The sequence below is a fragment of the Pseudomonas sp. Leaf127 genome, assembly GCF_001423155.1.
Taxonomy (GTDB): domain Bacteria; phylum Pseudomonadota; class Gammaproteobacteria; order Pseudomonadales; family Pseudomonadaceae; genus Aquipseudomonas; species Aquipseudomonas ovata.
The window spans coordinates 44,478-59,369 of record NZ_LMOA01000025.1; the positions used below are offsets into that span (position 1 = coordinate 44,478).

12 protein-coding genes and 1 pseudogene are annotated in these 14,892 nt (G+C 56.2%); 5 read left to right on the top strand and 8 right to left on the bottom strand.

The window, feature by feature from the left end:
• Positions 1-277: 277 nt before the first annotated feature.
• On the bottom strand, positions 278-3,109 hold the full coding sequence (locus ASF84_RS26295) for a TrlF family AAA-like ATPase (protein WP_056841842.1): 2,832 nt from the start codon (positions 3,107-3,109) through the stop codon (positions 278-280).
• Between the two features lie 420 nt (positions 3,110-3,529).
• On the opposite strand from ASF84_RS26295, the gene ASF84_RS26300 reads away from it, so the two are divergent.
• The 4 genes and pseudogenes from ASF84_RS26300 (at position 3,530) to ASF84_RS26315 (ending at position 7,219) form a co-directional block, all read left to right on the top strand.
• Positions 3,530-4,459, top strand: coding sequence for an S-4TM family putative pore-forming effector (locus ASF84_RS26300; RefSeq protein WP_056841843.1), 930 nt, complete (start codon positions 3,530-3,532; stop codon positions 4,457-4,459).
• The gene (locus ASF84_RS26305) at positions 4,456-5,928 is read left to right on the top strand and encodes an SMODS domain-containing nucleotidyltransferase (protein WP_056841844.1); all 1,473 of its coding nucleotides are present in this window, start codon (positions 4,456-4,458) and stop codon (positions 5,926-5,928) included. The genes ASF84_RS26300 and ASF84_RS26305 overlap by 4 nt, the downstream gene beginning before the upstream one ends.
• A 107-nt stretch (positions 5,929-6,035) precedes the next feature.
• Positions 6,036-6,446, top strand: a pseudogene (locus ASF84_RS26310) (tyrosine-type recombinase/integrase); the annotation flags it as partial.
• 347 nt (positions 6,447-6,793) lie between these two features.
• On the top strand, positions 6,794-7,219 hold the full coding sequence (locus ASF84_RS26315) for a hypothetical protein (RefSeq protein WP_156684403.1): 426 nt from the start codon (positions 6,794-6,796) through the stop codon (positions 7,217-7,219).
• Positions 7,220-7,226: 7 nt separating this feature from the next.
• Here the strand turns inward: ASF84_RS26315 and ASF84_RS26320 are convergent, their stop codons facing one another.
• The gene (locus ASF84_RS26320) at positions 7,227-7,448 is read right to left on the bottom strand and encodes a hypothetical protein (protein ID WP_056841846.1); all 222 of its coding nucleotides are present in this window, start codon (positions 7,446-7,448) and stop codon (positions 7,227-7,229) included.
• 967 nt (positions 7,449-8,415) lie between these two features.
• On the opposite strand from ASF84_RS26320, the gene ASF84_RS26330 reads away from it, so the two are divergent.
• Positions 8,416-8,835, top strand: a complete 420-nt coding sequence (locus tag ASF84_RS26330; protein ID WP_082481863.1) for a helix-turn-helix domain-containing protein — start codon at positions 8,416-8,418, stop codon at positions 8,833-8,835.
• A 429-nt stretch (positions 8,836-9,264) separates the two neighbouring features.
• Here the strand turns inward: ASF84_RS26330 and ASF84_RS26335 are convergent, their stop codons facing one another.
• The 6 genes from ASF84_RS26335 to exaC all read right to left on the bottom strand — a co-directional run bounded on the left by ASF84_RS26335 (position 9,265) and on the right by exaC (position 14,785).
• Positions 9,265-9,984, bottom strand: a complete 720-nt coding sequence (locus tag ASF84_RS26335; RefSeq protein ID WP_056841848.1) for a S24 family peptidase — start codon at positions 9,982-9,984, stop codon at positions 9,265-9,267.
• A gap of 318 nt (positions 9,985-10,302) precedes the next feature.
• Positions 10,303-10,830 (bottom strand): inorganic diphosphatase, encoded by a 528-nt coding sequence (ppa, locus tag ASF84_RS26340; RefSeq protein WP_056841849.1) that lies wholly within the window; start codon positions 10,828-10,830, stop codon positions 10,303-10,305.
• 102 nt (positions 10,831-10,932) lie between these two features.
• Positions 10,933-11,760: a zinc-dependent peptidase gene (locus tag ASF84_RS26345; RefSeq protein WP_056841850.1), complete on the bottom strand. Its 828-nt coding sequence runs from the start codon at positions 11,758-11,760 to the stop codon at positions 10,933-10,935.
• A 4-nt stretch (positions 11,761-11,764) separates the two neighbouring features.
• Positions 11,765-12,412, bottom strand: a complete 648-nt coding sequence (locus tag ASF84_RS26350; protein WP_056841851.1) for a DedA family protein — start codon at positions 12,410-12,412, stop codon at positions 11,765-11,767.
• 267 nt (positions 12,413-12,679) lie between these two features.
• Entirely contained in the window at positions 12,680-13,138 is a 459-nt protein-coding gene (locus ASF84_RS26355; RefSeq protein WP_056841852.1) for a GNAT family N-acetyltransferase, read from the bottom strand.
• 126 nt (positions 13,139-13,264) lie between these two features.
• Entirely contained in the window at positions 13,265-14,785 is a 1,521-nt protein-coding gene (gene exaC / locus ASF84_RS26360) for an acetaldehyde dehydrogenase ExaC (RefSeq protein WP_056841853.1), read from the bottom strand.
• Between the last annotated feature and the right edge of the window lie 107 nt (positions 14,786-14,892).

Below are 14,892 nucleotides of genomic sequence, written 5' to 3' on the forward strand. Positions count from 1 at the left end.
AAAACCTAATGTTTCCACGCGCTTAGATAGGGCTGATCTGCAAAAAGCAATAGCCAAACGTGGTGGAACCACGTTTGATGGGGATTTTATGTCCTCAATGCAGCAGGCGCCCCATGGAAGACATTGGATAGCTGTTTTCGATCACAGATGATTAGCAGGCGATGCTAAAGCACATAGCCCCCACGCCTCAGGCCGACCCCAAAACCTGTACGGTGCACCAGGTCGTCAGCTTTTTTATGGCCCTTCACATCCCGACGTGGGTATTTTCAGCCACCTGCTAGACCTCACCTCCCAAACGTTTATAGCGTCGCTCAAACGCTTCTGCGCCCCCCTCCATCACTTGGCAAACCTCTTGTCGCATGTCCTGCTCCTGTAGTGAGCCAGTCTGCTTCACATGACACTGGTTGTTGAAATCCAGTACATGGATTAGCTCGGCATCACCATTGACTACGATGTTAGGGTTATGAGTAACAATGATGAGCTGCCGGCGCTGTTTGTTAGAGCGGATCTGCTGAACAACCAATCCATAGATGAGGTGGTTGTCCAAATCGTCTTCTGGCTGGTCGAGTACTAGGGGGTCCCCCCCATGTGCCAACAGAAAAGCCAGCATGGCGGCTGCACGCTGTCCGGCAGAAGCTTGACCGATGGATTGGAAGTCTCGTCCGTTACCTTTGCGACTGTATTCCACCCGTAGACCGTCGTCAGGGAACCAGCACAGCAGGTGATCAATGTATTCGGGTCGCCTATCGGTTTCGACTTTTAAAAACTTATTGAACCAACCTCCGAACTCAGCCTTACCACGGCAGGCATGAGATAGCCGCGACTTTAAACCCTTCAACGACTCCTCAAAGCTAGGCGTGTCTCCCGTTAGCTCGGCAGCCACCATGAGGTCCGCTATCAGCCCCCTTGGCGACGCGCCCTCCTGCTCTTGATAGAGGTCGTCCGCATACTTACTGTCTTGTACACCAAGCGCCTCCCTCAATGATCGCTCAATCCCATGCGTATCACGGCTATACGGGATGAGCTCAATTCTCACATATGGATTGTCATGGAGGGTGGATTCTAGGAACGCGCTGCGTCGGTGACTGATAGCGCGCCGTGCCATCTGGATTTGCTCCAGATGTGACATCGCGATGTTGCGCAGGTCAGCATATTGCGTCCTCAGCGTGTTCAAGCTCCTCAACTCGGTTTCCAGCCGCTGCGCTTCTTGAACCAAGCGGCCGTATTCACTGGGATCGTTGACCCCTTGCTGCTGAAGACCCTCCTTTAGTTGATCATAAGCTTCTTTGGCGGTAGCGATTTGGGTAAACCAGGTTGATGACTCAAGACCTGCTTTCAGTGTGTCTCCAGCCGCCGCCAACTCGGCAGCGGATGCCTCGACATCCTGTCTTACTCTATCGATAAGCGCATTCAAAGACCGAAGGCAGGCCAGTGCCGGGCTGTCATCATTGGCATCAAAAAGTCCTGCTTGCAGATCTTCAGGCTGCAACGTGGCTGCGACATTTTCCAGATCAGCAGCAAGCTCGGCAGCAGTTTCAAACTGACGTCCAAGCTCGCGATTTTGTTGGCTAGTGCGCTGGTAGTTTTTCAATACCGTTGCATGGTCGGTACCTTCGAAGCGTTCCAGTTTTAGCTTTATGTCTTGCAATGCGAGCGTTACGGATTCGAGTCCTGCTAACTTACCTTCCATCTCGCGCATCCGTGCGCGGGACGCCAGAAAAGCGCTTTTTGCGTCTTCAAATGCGTTTCTCTGCGGGCGCGTGTCAGCCGCATCATCGATCACTTTCACCAAAGCCTGTTGACTGTCACCGGCCAAGGCAGAAATTTGTCCCTGACTGAAAAGCCTTACCGGAAAGCGCTGCTCATTGATGATCTGACTGTCGGAAAGCATGAAATCCCTAGATAAGGTGTCCTGCTCTTCCACTACGCTTTCGGTGTCGCCCTGTCGCCAAGTGAGGCGATAGGTAGAACCGTTACGAATCACCTGCACACGAACCACTGTATCGTCGCGCAAGCCACCGTTATCATTCTTGTTCTTCGCGATAACTTTGAATTTGTGAAAGGTCTGTCCTGCCTCGGAAGCGTGCGACAGTTCCTTTTCCCTTCGATATGCCAAGCGAAGGGCGTGCACGATGGTTGATTTTCCTGTTCCTCGGCCGCCGATCAATGCATTGAAATAGGGATTGAGTGGTAGAGAGGCACCTCTCTTTCCTTGTCCCATGTAGCGTGCATTTTGAATCTCAATAGATTCGATGAAGTGCTCGGGTGTATTAAATGGTGCAAACCCATTGCTTTGGTCGCTTCGGCGAACTGAAACCTCCTGTCCATCCAGCAACGCGAGGCGTAGGCCTTCCATGTTAGGTCTGGCCATTTTGATCCAGGTGAAGCGCGAGCCTGGAACCGCCGAGCCTTTGAAGCTGTGGCAATCGCTCCCAGCAACACTGGCGAAGCGAAGCTTTAGTTCTTCAAGCACTATGGGAGGAGAGCTGATTCCTGAAGTCCATTCCAGAGCCAGGATGCCTGGTTCCTGTAGAACTTGTCTGACGGTGTTCGTATCCAGCAAACATTTGCGGGTTTCCTGCTCGACCTGCAGCAACCCCTTGTCACCTTCCACATGAGCAGGAATCGCTAATCCACCTTCGGCGATGACATGCTTGATCACATTTGCTGCGCCCTCACGTGTCACACCGTCGCTGTCCCCGCGTGTACCCGAGTAATGCACTTTAGCCAGTAAATCACTGATGGTTTGGCTGGAGGCAGAAGGGTCGAAAATGGCAAGCAAATGGAAGCCGCCCTGAACAGAAATCTCAACGCCAGGGAATAAATGGAGCTCACGAAAACCTTCAGGTCGGTTACCGGCATCTGCATGACGCTTCATATCCGAGTAAGCGGCTTTGAGTCTGTCTATCCATTCACCGCTGTTGTGATCGGTGACCGCCACACAGTCGATTGCAGCGGCCATGTACTTGAGCAGCCATTTTTGCGGCGTCAGCTCATCGGGGGTGCCAATAACAGCTTGCCAAGCATTTGTATCCTTTGATGCTGGTGTGTGCGTGTGAAAATCGAATTTCCACCAGCGGGCGCCCGCGTAGGGCCAAGCCTGACTCATATCCTCTCCTTGTTGACCATCCTTTACCGGCTTGTTACCTAATGGTGCTTTGCTTCATCTACAGATGGAACTGTGCCAAAAATATCGCTCAATCGCCTGATTAGGCTAGTGGTTGGTACGAATCAGGAAGCTTTGTCCTTCATGGCGCTCTGTGCGCTGAACCCCCGATGATTCTCATTGAAAGCGTCGAAGCAACCATCGGAAACTCACAGTCCGCTATGGATCGACAGCAGCCGTTCGTGAATGGCCGCTATCGGCCATTGCAGCCGCTCAGGGTTGGAAGCCGAGTATCGGCGGTTGCATGTACTTACCTTTCGATCCGCGACCTATAAGCACTTGTAATTTCAGCAGGCGCCACAAAATACACGTGATGGCTGCGACATAGGTGTTGCAGAACAAAAAACACGCTCTGAGGGATCAATGAGCAGCCTTCGAAACGATATCCCGACGCAGCAGGCGTCAGACGTTAATCGGGGCCTACTACGGGCCCGCCACCGCAACTACCGTGCAGCCAAGGTAACCCAGGGTCTGTTGGTGCTGGTATCGATCATCTTGCCCGTAATCGGTGTTTGGATTGGGCCCCAGATGCCCGAGACTCGGCCCTTTCTGGCCTTGGCCAGCTTGATTTTGCTCGTGATGGAGGCGGCGTTGTTTGACCGTATCCAAAAGGATCGGCTTAAGCGCGGCGCCAAGCTGCAGGAGCAGTTTGATACAGACGTCTTCGGTCTGCCTTGGAACCGCTTCGTGGCGGGCGCGCAGGTGGAACATGAAGACGTGCGTAGGCTGTCGGCCAAGCCGCTGTCCAAGAAGCGCGAGGCGCACTTCCAGGCTTGGTACGAGGTGTGCATCGGCCGTTTGCCCCTGCACTTGGCCCGGCTGATTGGCCAGCGCACAAACATTAGCTACGACGCGCGACTCAGACGCCGGTACGGGGGCTGGCTGCTGGCGCTCACCCTCCTGTTCGGTGTGGCACTGCTTTACGTGGGCTTGTATAAGGGGCTGCAGTTTCCCGATCTTATTATGACCTTGGTGGTGCCGTTCCTGCCCGTGCTGACGTGGGCTCTGCGAGAGCGCATGCAGCAGGCCAACGCAGCAACTTCGTTGACCAATTTGACCGGCGAGTGGGACAAAATCTGGACTAAGGCCCTTGGTGGCGCCGATGCGGCAGCCCTTTCGGCAGAATCGCGCGCCTTGCAGGACGCCATCTACCAGCATCGCGAGCGTAGTCCGCTGGTCTTCGACTGGGTCTACTCCATCTTTAGGTCTGCGAACGAAGACGAAGCCCATCACGCGGCAGAGGATCTTGTGCGCAAGGCCGAGAAGGCGCTCGCAGGGGAGGCTAAGGAATGAAGCTGGTTGATCAGTTCAAGACCTTCCTCAGCAGCGAGGTCAACCTCAACGACACGCGGGTGAGCCAGTTGGGTGCCAGCGTCGAAGCAGTTCAAAAAGCGATCAAGGCGGCCAACTGGGGGCCGAAGATTCTCGATTTTGCCGCTCACGGTTCATGGGCTCACGGCACCATCATCAAGCCGTGTACGGGCGGCGAGTTTGATGCCGACTTGTTGGTGATTGTGGACCCCGTCGAGGGTTGGGAAGCCAAGGACTACGTCAACAAGCTAGGTGCTTTCTTTGACGGCCATAGCACCTACAAGGACAAGGTGCATCGGTATTCGCATTGCGTGACCATCGAGTACGCGGGCGAACGTCGCATCGACATCGCGCCTTGCGTCAAAGGTCGTCTTTGGTCTAACACATACGAGGTCTGCAATCGGACCTCCAACGAGTTCGAGACAACCGCCGCGCTGGAATATACTGCCTGGGTGGTTGGTAGGAACGGCGTAGCGGGTGGTAACGACCTCAAAAAGGTCACGCGGCTGCTGAAGTACCTACGCGACATCAAGACTAACTTCACCTGCCCGTCATTCCTGTTCACGACGCTGGTGGGGATGCACATCTACGACTCGGACAGGAGCACGTCTGCCTTCGCGGACACACCAACCTGCCTGAAGACTTTGATGGGCCGGCTGGATGACTACCTACAGACACGCCCCAATGTTCCTGTCATCCGAAACCCAGTGCTATGGTCAGACATACAGAGCCGCGTCTGGGATCAAACGAAATACGGCAACTTCCGCGAGAAGATCAACCTTTACCGCACGTGGATCGACGAAGCCTTCGGCGAGGCGGACCGCGACGAGTCTATCGGCAAGTGGCAGCGCGTCTTCGGCGACCGCTTCGCTGCCCACGAGGCCAAGGAGTCTGCTCGGCTGAGCGAGAGCATGTCTAAGAGTGGTGTGCTGGTTTTGGCAAGCGAGAGCATGTCGGGAAACGAGGCGCTGGTTTCGGCAAGCCCCTTCAAGGATTTGGTCGAGCGTGTCATCGAGCTTGGTCGCGCAGCATTGCCAGAGCGCATCACCCGGCTACCCTATGTCCAGCGCCCCAAGTGGCGCCCCGCGTCGCAGTCGTACCACGTCAAGGTGTCTGCCGAGCTCTTGACCGAGAAAAAAGGCAGGCGTCTGTGTTCAGTGACGACGCTGCAACCGTTACCAAAGGGCAACTCGATCCGCTTCACGGCATCCAGCTCCGTCGGACTGCCGTTCCCCTCATCGTTCAAAGTGCGGTGGCGCGTGACGAACACCGACCAGGCGGCATACTACGCCAACTCACTACGCGGTGATTTCTATCCCAGCGACTCAGGCTTTTCGCGTGAAGAGGATTTAGCTTATCGCGGGGTGCACTTCGTGGAGGCATTCCTGATCGGCAAGAGCGATAACCGTCTGTACGGGAAGTCGGAGCCGTTTTATGTCGTGATCGAGTGACACAAGCGACACTTGATCTGTTCGGCCAGATGTCGCATCGCCAGCGTCGCCTGCGCTTGCTTCATTGGTTCGACCAGGTGCGTTGAAGGCGGTTTAGCGACGTCTCTCAGGGGCAACACGTCGCGCCCCGAGTTATGGTGATGCAGCAAAAGACCAAACGGCCGGTGCAATTTGAAATAATGGAGCAGACCCGGAAAGCACTGGAGTCCTGGATACGGTTGGCGCATCTTCGTGGCGAAGACTTTTTGTTTCCCAGTCGTATTCGAGACTCCGCGCACCTATCCACTCGGCAATACGCCCGTATCGTCAAGGCATTGGTTGCGTCGATAGGTCTCGATCCCGTTTTGTACGGTACTCATACGCTGCGCCGAACCAAAGCGACGCTTATCTACAGACGAACCAAGAGTCTGAGGGCTGTGCAGCTGTTCCTCGGCCATACCAAGCTGGAAAGCACGGTACGCTACCTAGGTATTGAGGTAGACGATGCTTTGGAGATTTCGGAGCAGACCGAAGTTTGAACACTTAGCGGCGGCAACAGGCCGTCGCTATCCGACCCAGAGCGGCCTGTCGCTGATGGCTGCTTTCGACCCAAAGCTGCCGTTTGCTAACGGCAGAAATCGGCCAGAAGCGGTCTTTTGTCTGCAACGGTACGAGTCGGACTCGTGGAGCAGTGATGGCATTATGACCCCCATTGACGTGCAGCTCATTGAACTATATAAGGAAGCCGTATCGCTGATTTCCTTCGAGCTAGCTTGGAAGGAGCTGAAGCTTACGTTGGGTCGGATGGATTATCGAAACACTGCTGGTCATTGCCAGCGCCATGACGAAGTTATCGCTAGGCCAGCTGAATAACGGGACTGTCACCATGAGCAACGTTATTGACTTCTCCAAGGTAGCAAAAGCACGTAAGGCGGCTGAAGTTTTTGTTGATCCCCTAGATCGTGTCAAAGCGATCATGGCCGCTGGAATAGAGCCTAATACGTCCGAAACGTTTAAGCGCGTAAAGGAATTGCTTCATTCTCGTAATTACAAATTTCAATTAACCTCAAAAATTTTTCCTCTGCCAGCAGCTGCAAAAAACAAAGTGATCTTATTCCCCAGGACTAAGACTGCTTTTATACTTTTTGACAAAAAATTGAAGATTAGTCCTCCTCCTGATTGGCAGGTCAAGCTACTGTCAGCGGATAAGCGTCTAGAGCCCATTGCTTTTATTGAGCTGATTTCCAAGTATTTTGAGACTTTGGAGCAAAATGATCATGAAAAAGAACGGTCAATCTCAGCAAGTCAGTAATCCTGTCTTAGATCAAGCTTTGGATCGGGCAGCGGCTTATATCGACGGCTGTGAGAACACTACTAACGCCTTCAATAAAGTTGCTGGCGACTTGCTGCGTAAAGGTATACCAGGCCCCATCAACGTTGTCAGGAAGCAGCGTCGGCTGATTCGTGATGCACGGGAAGCTCTCGGGGAATAATTCTTCGACCAGCATGAAGAGCAAGAAAAGCCACTGGATCGGTGTCATACGATCCAGTGGCTTTTTATCATTACGAGCGAAGCTGGCATCACCAACTACTCCAGGAAACTAGCAAAATTTACTAGCGTACGCTTTACAAACATGCCCGCTTTGCACTGGCGTGCTGGTTATCGCAGATATGGTTAGAGCCGATCTACGTCATCGAAGCGTCAGTGAGCGGCAATGGCTGCTTTGGGTCGCTAACGGCCAGTAGTGCCGTCTAGGGGCTTGGCGAAATTGGGAGTATGGGAGCGGACTCAAGCACCGATGATGCGTTCCCACTAATCTAGTAAGGAAGTTCTTTTGATCTTGCCTTTTAATATTTTATTAAACAGTGGGGGCGTCATTCCAAGCTTGTTTGTTTTCTCCTGTTGATTTCATAAGCTTCTTGGGCGGTGTACAACTCTTGCTGTCGCGAATAGCAGGCTCGCTACCTAACGCCAGCAAAATATAGTCAGTATCGGTACGAGAAGCACATTCAGCGATTCTACTAGGCCCTGACTTGTTTGGGGTCTCGCTTTCTAACCATAAGATTCCTTTACTGATGCCAAGGCTTGTTGTTTCCCGTCTTCCGCATAGTGGCCTATCCATGTTTATTCAACTCCTCATAAGGGTTGAGACCGAACGCATCTGCACATCAGGCACCTGAGCACAGCTTTCCAGAATCCGTTTAATCCATTCTACCCCGGAAAGCCGCTCCCCACGCCTCACCAAATACCCATACTGCTCCACCATCCCCTTAAGCACGTCAACCATATCCGGGTATGACGGCCCGCCATCAAATCGAACCTTGAGCCATCCCAAGCGGGAGCGACTGATGCCGAACTGGCTCCTAGAGATCTGCCGCCTGGCTTCGAGACGCTGATTAGCTCTGTGCTGTGTGTGCATTCCTTCGGATCCCTAGAGTGCATAGGTTTCGGAGGTTGCCTAAAAAGCAAACCCTACGAAAACAAATGTTCCCACATGGAAAAGTTTTATGCGAAAACTTTTCCTCAGTAACTTTGCTCTAAGGGAAAGCCATCCACAGAATCGCGTGATGAATATCGGCGCGGCTATACGCAAGGTTCGACTGGAGAAGGGGCTCACGCTTGAGGCAGTGGCTCTGGATGCGGGGACCTATGCGGGTAATTTGTCCAAGGTCGAGCGAGCGCAGCAACTGCCGTCTCTAGACCTGCTTCACAAGCTCAGCGAAGCGCTGGGCACGAAAACGTCCGCGCTATATGCTGTGGCCGAATCAGAGTCAGATAGCGGCAGCGGGGTGGTCTCAGAGCCTTCGCCAGAACAAGGCAACGAAGTGATTCTGGTGCGCCGTCATTTCCAGGCGCTTACGCCAAGGAACCGCAAGCTGGCAATCGAGTTCCTGAAGCTGCTGGGCCAGTCACAAGACGACATCTAAGTCACCTCGGGCCATTTAGCATGGTGGTCATTGTCCGGCAGTGGCGCGCGCAATGTGAGCAACTGAGCTTTTACTGGTCGCTACCGGTTGGCCAGGAGAGGATGTAGATTGACGCCAACGTATGGGCCAAAGTATGGGCTGGCGCTGGTGGTCAAGGTGGGAGCCCCTGAAATCAAAGGCTCCAGACGTTAAAAAGCCGGCTTGTGGCCGGCTTCTCGTTGGCAATCTTGGCTTATTTTTGGTAAACCGCAACCACCTGCAAAAGGTGCATCCGCAAGGAACGCTAATCTGGAATCCAGAACACTCGTGTAGAGCGCCTGGTCAGGCATCGGTGTTGAGCGGTCGATGCCGTAAGTGGCGCACAGGATACTGGCATTCCCCCTTAAAGCCCAGCCCTGAAACACTTTGTCACCTCAAGACCGGCCCTCGTCAGCGACTGGTCATCAAAGGCTTGCGCGGGTTGAGGGTCGACCACCAGAAAATCCAGCCAAGAATACGCAGGGGTTGCCGGGCAATCTGTTCGGCGCTGAAGGATTCATCGGGGTATTCGTGGTTATTGTGGCTGCGCAGGCGCAGGCCGCCGCTGGGCAGCCGGTACAGGTAACGGATGCGCAACAGCCCGCCATGCTCCAGGGCATACATTTCGCCGTCGACCACCTGGGTGGTGCCACGGTCGACGGCCAGCAGCGAGCCGTCTTCCAGGCGATCGGCCATGCTGTTGCCGCTCATCCTGACGCAGAGGGTCTGCTTCGGGTCGATGTCCAGGCTATGCAACATGGTGAGGGGCAGGCGGATTTTCTCGCCTGGCACTTCGACCAGTGCGCTCTGGCCGTTTTCGCTTTCCTTGAACACCTGGATGTCCACATCCGGGCCCGAGGTGTTGCGGCCTTGCATCGGAGCAGGCTGTCGTACGCCGCCGGTGCTTTCGTTGGCAGGTTCCGTAGGGTGTTTGGGGCCTTCGCCGGTGCGCAGCCAGCGGGCATTGACAGTCAGCAGCTCAGCCACTTCTTCCAGACGCGCCATGGGAATGCCCCGCTTGAACCAGTTGTTCACGTGCTGGGGCGTTACCTTGCGATTGGCAGCAAAGTCCGTTGCGGAAAGATGGCATTCGCGCAAGAGGATGCGGAGTCGATCACCTGATGTATTCATGGGCTCGGAGTTTACGAGCCTGCTGCCGGCGTTTAAATGAACGAAGTGTTCAAATGCGCAGTGCTTCGAATTCCAGTGAATAAGCCATGTGGCAACTGCCAAGAGAATTTGTAGGATGTTTCTCGGGAGTGGATTTCGAGGCTAAACAGGGGATGTCCTGTCGGAGCGGATACACCGCCCGTTGCGCTGCGTTTAAAGGCGCGGGGCAATAAACGTGATTTTTCTACGCGTTTTTTTACAGGAAGGGCGTCATCGGTGCAGCGCGAGGAGGGCAGGCTTCGAAGCGCCCCGCAGGGCACTTCGAGCCGCACAAACCGATCAGCCCTTGAAGGCTTCGACCGACTTCTGGATTTCGGCGCGGGCAGCATCAGCGTTGCCCCAGCCTTCGATCTTGACCCACTTGCCTTTTTCGAGGTCCTTGTAGTTCTCGAAGAAGTGCTTGATCTGCTCCAGCAACAGCGGCGGCAGGTCGGTGTATTCCTTCACGTCGACATACAGCTGGGTCAGTTTGTCGTGCGGAACCGCGATAACCTTGGCATCGCCGCCGCCGTCGTCGGTCATGTGCAGGATGCCGACCGGACGGGCGCGAATCACCGAGCCTGGCGTCACCGGGTAAGGGGTCACGACCAGCACGTCCAGCGGGTCACCGTCGTCGGCCAGGGTGTTGGGGATGAAGCCGTAGTTGGCCGGGTAGAACATGGGGGTGGCCATGAAACGGTCAACGAACAGGCTGTCGGTGTCCTTGTCGATCTCGTACTTGATCGGCGCATGGTTGGCCGGGATTTCGATCGCGACGTAGATGTCGTTTGGCACGTCTTTGCCAGCCGGAATCTTGCTGTAGCTCATTGGACTTGGTCCCCATAGTTGAACAGACAGTTTTTGACGCAAACCGCCAAAAAGTGGCCCGGATTATAGGCATATTCCAGGTGCCTTGCCATGCGTGGGGCATTATCCATCAGGCGTAGAGGTCACCGTCCGGTAGGCCGGATCAAGCTGTTGCAGGTTTTTCAGGCGTGACAACGGATCCTGGCGATAGAACTGCCCAAGTTGCCCGTAAACCGCCGGATAGGCTTCATGCAAGAGGTCTGGCGCAGTAAAGAAATACTCGCTGGTGACCGCAAAGAACTCGGCCGGGTTCTCGGCGGCGTAAGGGTCGATGACCGTCTCGGCCTCGGGATGGGCGTCCAGTTGCCGGTTGAGGTCATCGAACGCCGTTTGCATGGCGCAGGCCCAGTCACTGATGGACATGCTTCGGTGCAGGGGTGGCAGGCCGTTGGCGTCGCCATTGAGCATATCGAGCTTGTGCGCCAGCTCATGGATCACCAGGTTATAGGCATCCCAACCACCGCTCGACTCGACCCCTGACCAGGCCAGGATCACAGGGCCTTGATACCAGGCCTCACCACTGTGCTCGCCATCGTATTGGTGTTCAATGCCGCTGGCATCGCGATAGCGCTGGGGGCTGAGGAAATCGTCGGGGTAGATCACCAGCTCGTGAAAGCCCTTGTACCAGTTCAGGTCGCCGAGGTTGAGCAGCGGCAGCTGCGCCTGGGCGGCCAGGAACAGGCGCTGCTCATCGTTCAGGGTCACGCCTGCCAAGGGGGTCAGGTGCTTGTCTTGCAGAAACAGCACGCAGGCGTCACGCAGCCATTCCAGTTGCTGTTCGCTCAAGCCATCCAGAATCGGCAAATGCTGCAGCACCTGCTGCCAGAGCGGCGCCGGCACGGGGTGCCGGTCCAGAATGCGTTGCCGGCGCCATTTGGCGAATGACCACATGGCCTCAGCGTGCGTCCGCCGAACGGCCAAAGCGACTGCGTACCAGACCGATCAGCATGGGCAGCAACGACACCAGGATGATCACCAGCACCATCAGCGTGAGGTGTTTCTTGATGAACGGCACATTGCCAAAGTAATACCCCAGGGTCACCAGGCTGCCGACCCACAGGATCGAACCCAGCACGCTGAAGGTGAAAAAGCGCAGGTAAGGCATGTGGGCAACACCGGCGACGAACGGCGCGAAGGTGCGCAGGATCGGCAGAAAGCGCGCCATCGTCACGGTCTTGCCGCCGTGGCGCTCATAGAACAGGTGCGTGCGCACCAGGTAATCGCGACGGAAAATCTTCGAATTGGGCTTGTTGAAGAGCTTCTCGCCCATCGTTCGGCCAATGACGTAGTTGGTGCTGTCGCCCATGATCGCCGCGAGCATCAACAGCCCGCCCAGCAATACCGGGTCCATGCCGCCGCCGGCCGCCACGGCGCCAGCGATGAACAGCAGCGAATCGCCAGGCAGGAAGGGCATGATCACCAGGCCCGTCTCGCAGAAGATCACCAGAAACAGGATCGCGTAGATCCAGGCACCGTAATTGGTTACCAGCAGGTCGAGGTAGGCATCGAGATGCAGGATGAGGTCAAGCGGGTTGAAATCCATTTGAGTACCTGGGCAATCAGCGTGGTTAAGACCGCCGATGTCGATAACGCAGAAAACGACGAGAGCAGACGCGCGGCATTATAGAGGCAGAACTGCTCAATAGGGCGTAACCAGATGTGAGGGGTGGTTACAGATTGATGCAAGCGATCCGGGCCAACGGATTCCGGCTTCGTCTTGCGCCTTGAGCAGGCAGGGGGGATGAACGGGGTTCGCCCCTGAATATGAGCGAACCGCAGTCGACGAGCGGATAAGGCTAAAAGGCGGCGATCAGCGTTCGCTGATGGGCAGCACGTAGTTCTTGAACTGGGTGTCTTCCTTGAAACCGATGGATTCGTAAACCTTGTGCGCCACTTCATTGTCGATGCTGGTCGACACCCGCATGCGCACGGCCTGGGTCTCCTTGGCCATCTTCTTGGCGTGTTTCATCAGGTGATCGGCCACCAGTTGACGCCGGGCGTCCTCGGCGACGTAGATGTCGTTCAGGATCCACACACGCTTGAGGGACAGCGACGAGTAGCTTGGGTACAGCTGGCAAAAACCCAGCAGTCGGGTGTCATCGTCATTGGGTTGAGCCAGGTAGATGACCGACTCGTCACGGCGTAGCCGTTTTTCAAGAAAGTCCCGTGACGAATCCGGGAAGGGCAGCTCACCGTAGAATTCGCGATATTTCACGAATAACGGCGTCAGCAGGTCCAGATGTTCCAGCGTGGCTTTGATGATCCGCATGGGGAGGCCTCAACTTCGCTATGGGCTGATGCGCATTTCGGGCAACGGTTCGATGCTGCCTGCTGGCTTTAGAAAGCGCAATCTAAAGCGGTTTGTCAGACCGCTTCAGATCAATGGCAGCGTGCCTTAGAAGAAGCCCAGCGGGTTGATGTCGTAGCTCACCAGCAGGTTCTTGGTCTGCTGATAGTGATCAAGCATCATCTTGTGGGTTTCACGACCGACGCCGGACTTCTTGTAGCCGCCGAAGGCGGCGTGCGCCGGGTACAGGTGATAGCAGTTGGTCCACACCCGGCCGGCCTTGATGCCGCGACCCATGCGGTAGGCGCGGTTGATGTCGCGGGTCCAGACCCCGGCACCGAGGCCGAACTCGGTGTCGTTGGCAATCGCCAGGGCCTCGGCTTCGTCCTTGAACGTGGTGATGCTGACCACCGGGCCAAAGATCTCCTCCTGGAACACGCGCATCTTGTTGGTGCCCTTGAGCAGGGTCGGCTGGATGTAATAGCCGGTGGCCAGGTCGCCTTGCAGGGATTCGACCTTGCCGCCGGTCAGCAGCTCGGCCCCTTCATCGCGGGCAATGTCCAGGTACGACAGGATCTTGTCGAACTGTTGCTGCGAGGCCTGGGCGCCGACCATGGTGTCGGTGTCCAGAGGGTCGCCACGCTTGATCTGCTGGATCTTCTTGAGCACTACCTCAAGGAACTGGGGATAGATCGATTCCTGCACCAGAGCGCGCGACGGGCAGGTGCAGACCTCGCCCTGGTTGAAGAATGCCAGCACCAGGCCCTCGGCGGCCTTGTCGATGAATTCCGGCTCTGCGCTCATGATGTCTTCGAAGAACACGTTCGGCGACTTGCCGCCCAGCTCTACGGTCGACGGGATGATGTTCTCGGCGGCCAGTTTCATGATGTGCGAGCCGACCGGGGTCGAGCCGGTAAAGGCGATCTTGGCGATGCGCTTGCTACTGGCCAGTGCTTCACCGGCCTCGCGGCCAAAGCCCTGGACCACGTTGAGCACGCCCGGTGGCAGCAGGTCGCCGATCAGTTCCATCAGCACGGTGATGCCCAGCGGCGTCTGCTCGGCCGGCTTGAGCACCACGGCGTTGCCGGCGGCCAGGGCCGGGGCCAGTTTCCAGGCCGCCATCAGGATAGGGAAGTTCCACGGGATGATCTGCCCGACCACGCCCAGCGGCTCGTGAATGTGGTAGGCCACAGTGTTGCCGTCGATCTCGGCGGCGCTGCCTTCCTGGGCGCGCAGGGCACCGGCAAAATAGCGGAAATGGTCGGCGGCCAGCGGAATGTCGGCGTTGAGGGTTTCGCGGATGGCCTTGCCGTTGTCCCAGGTCTCGGTCAGCGCCAGGACTTCCAGGTTGGCCTCGATGCGGTCGGCAATCTTCAGCAGCACCAGCGAGCGGGCCTGCACCGAGGTGGCGCCCCAGGCATCGGCAGCGGCATGCGCGGCATCAAGTGCCTTGTCGACGTCTTCGGCCGTGGAGCGGGGGAATTCGGCGATCGGCTGGCCGTTGACCGGCGAGGTGGTGGTGAAGTACTGACCCTTGACCGGCGCGACGAACTCGCCGCCGATGTAGTTACCATAGCGCTCCTTGTAGCTGACGATGGCGCCTTCGGTACCGGGATGAGCGTAACGCATGGTGTTGCCTCCTGAGCGGGTTGTTCTTGTTCTGGGACTGTCGCTTGAGCGTTTGATTCATGCAGGCCTCAAGCGTAGGCCATAAAGCCGGCGCCCGAAGCTGAACT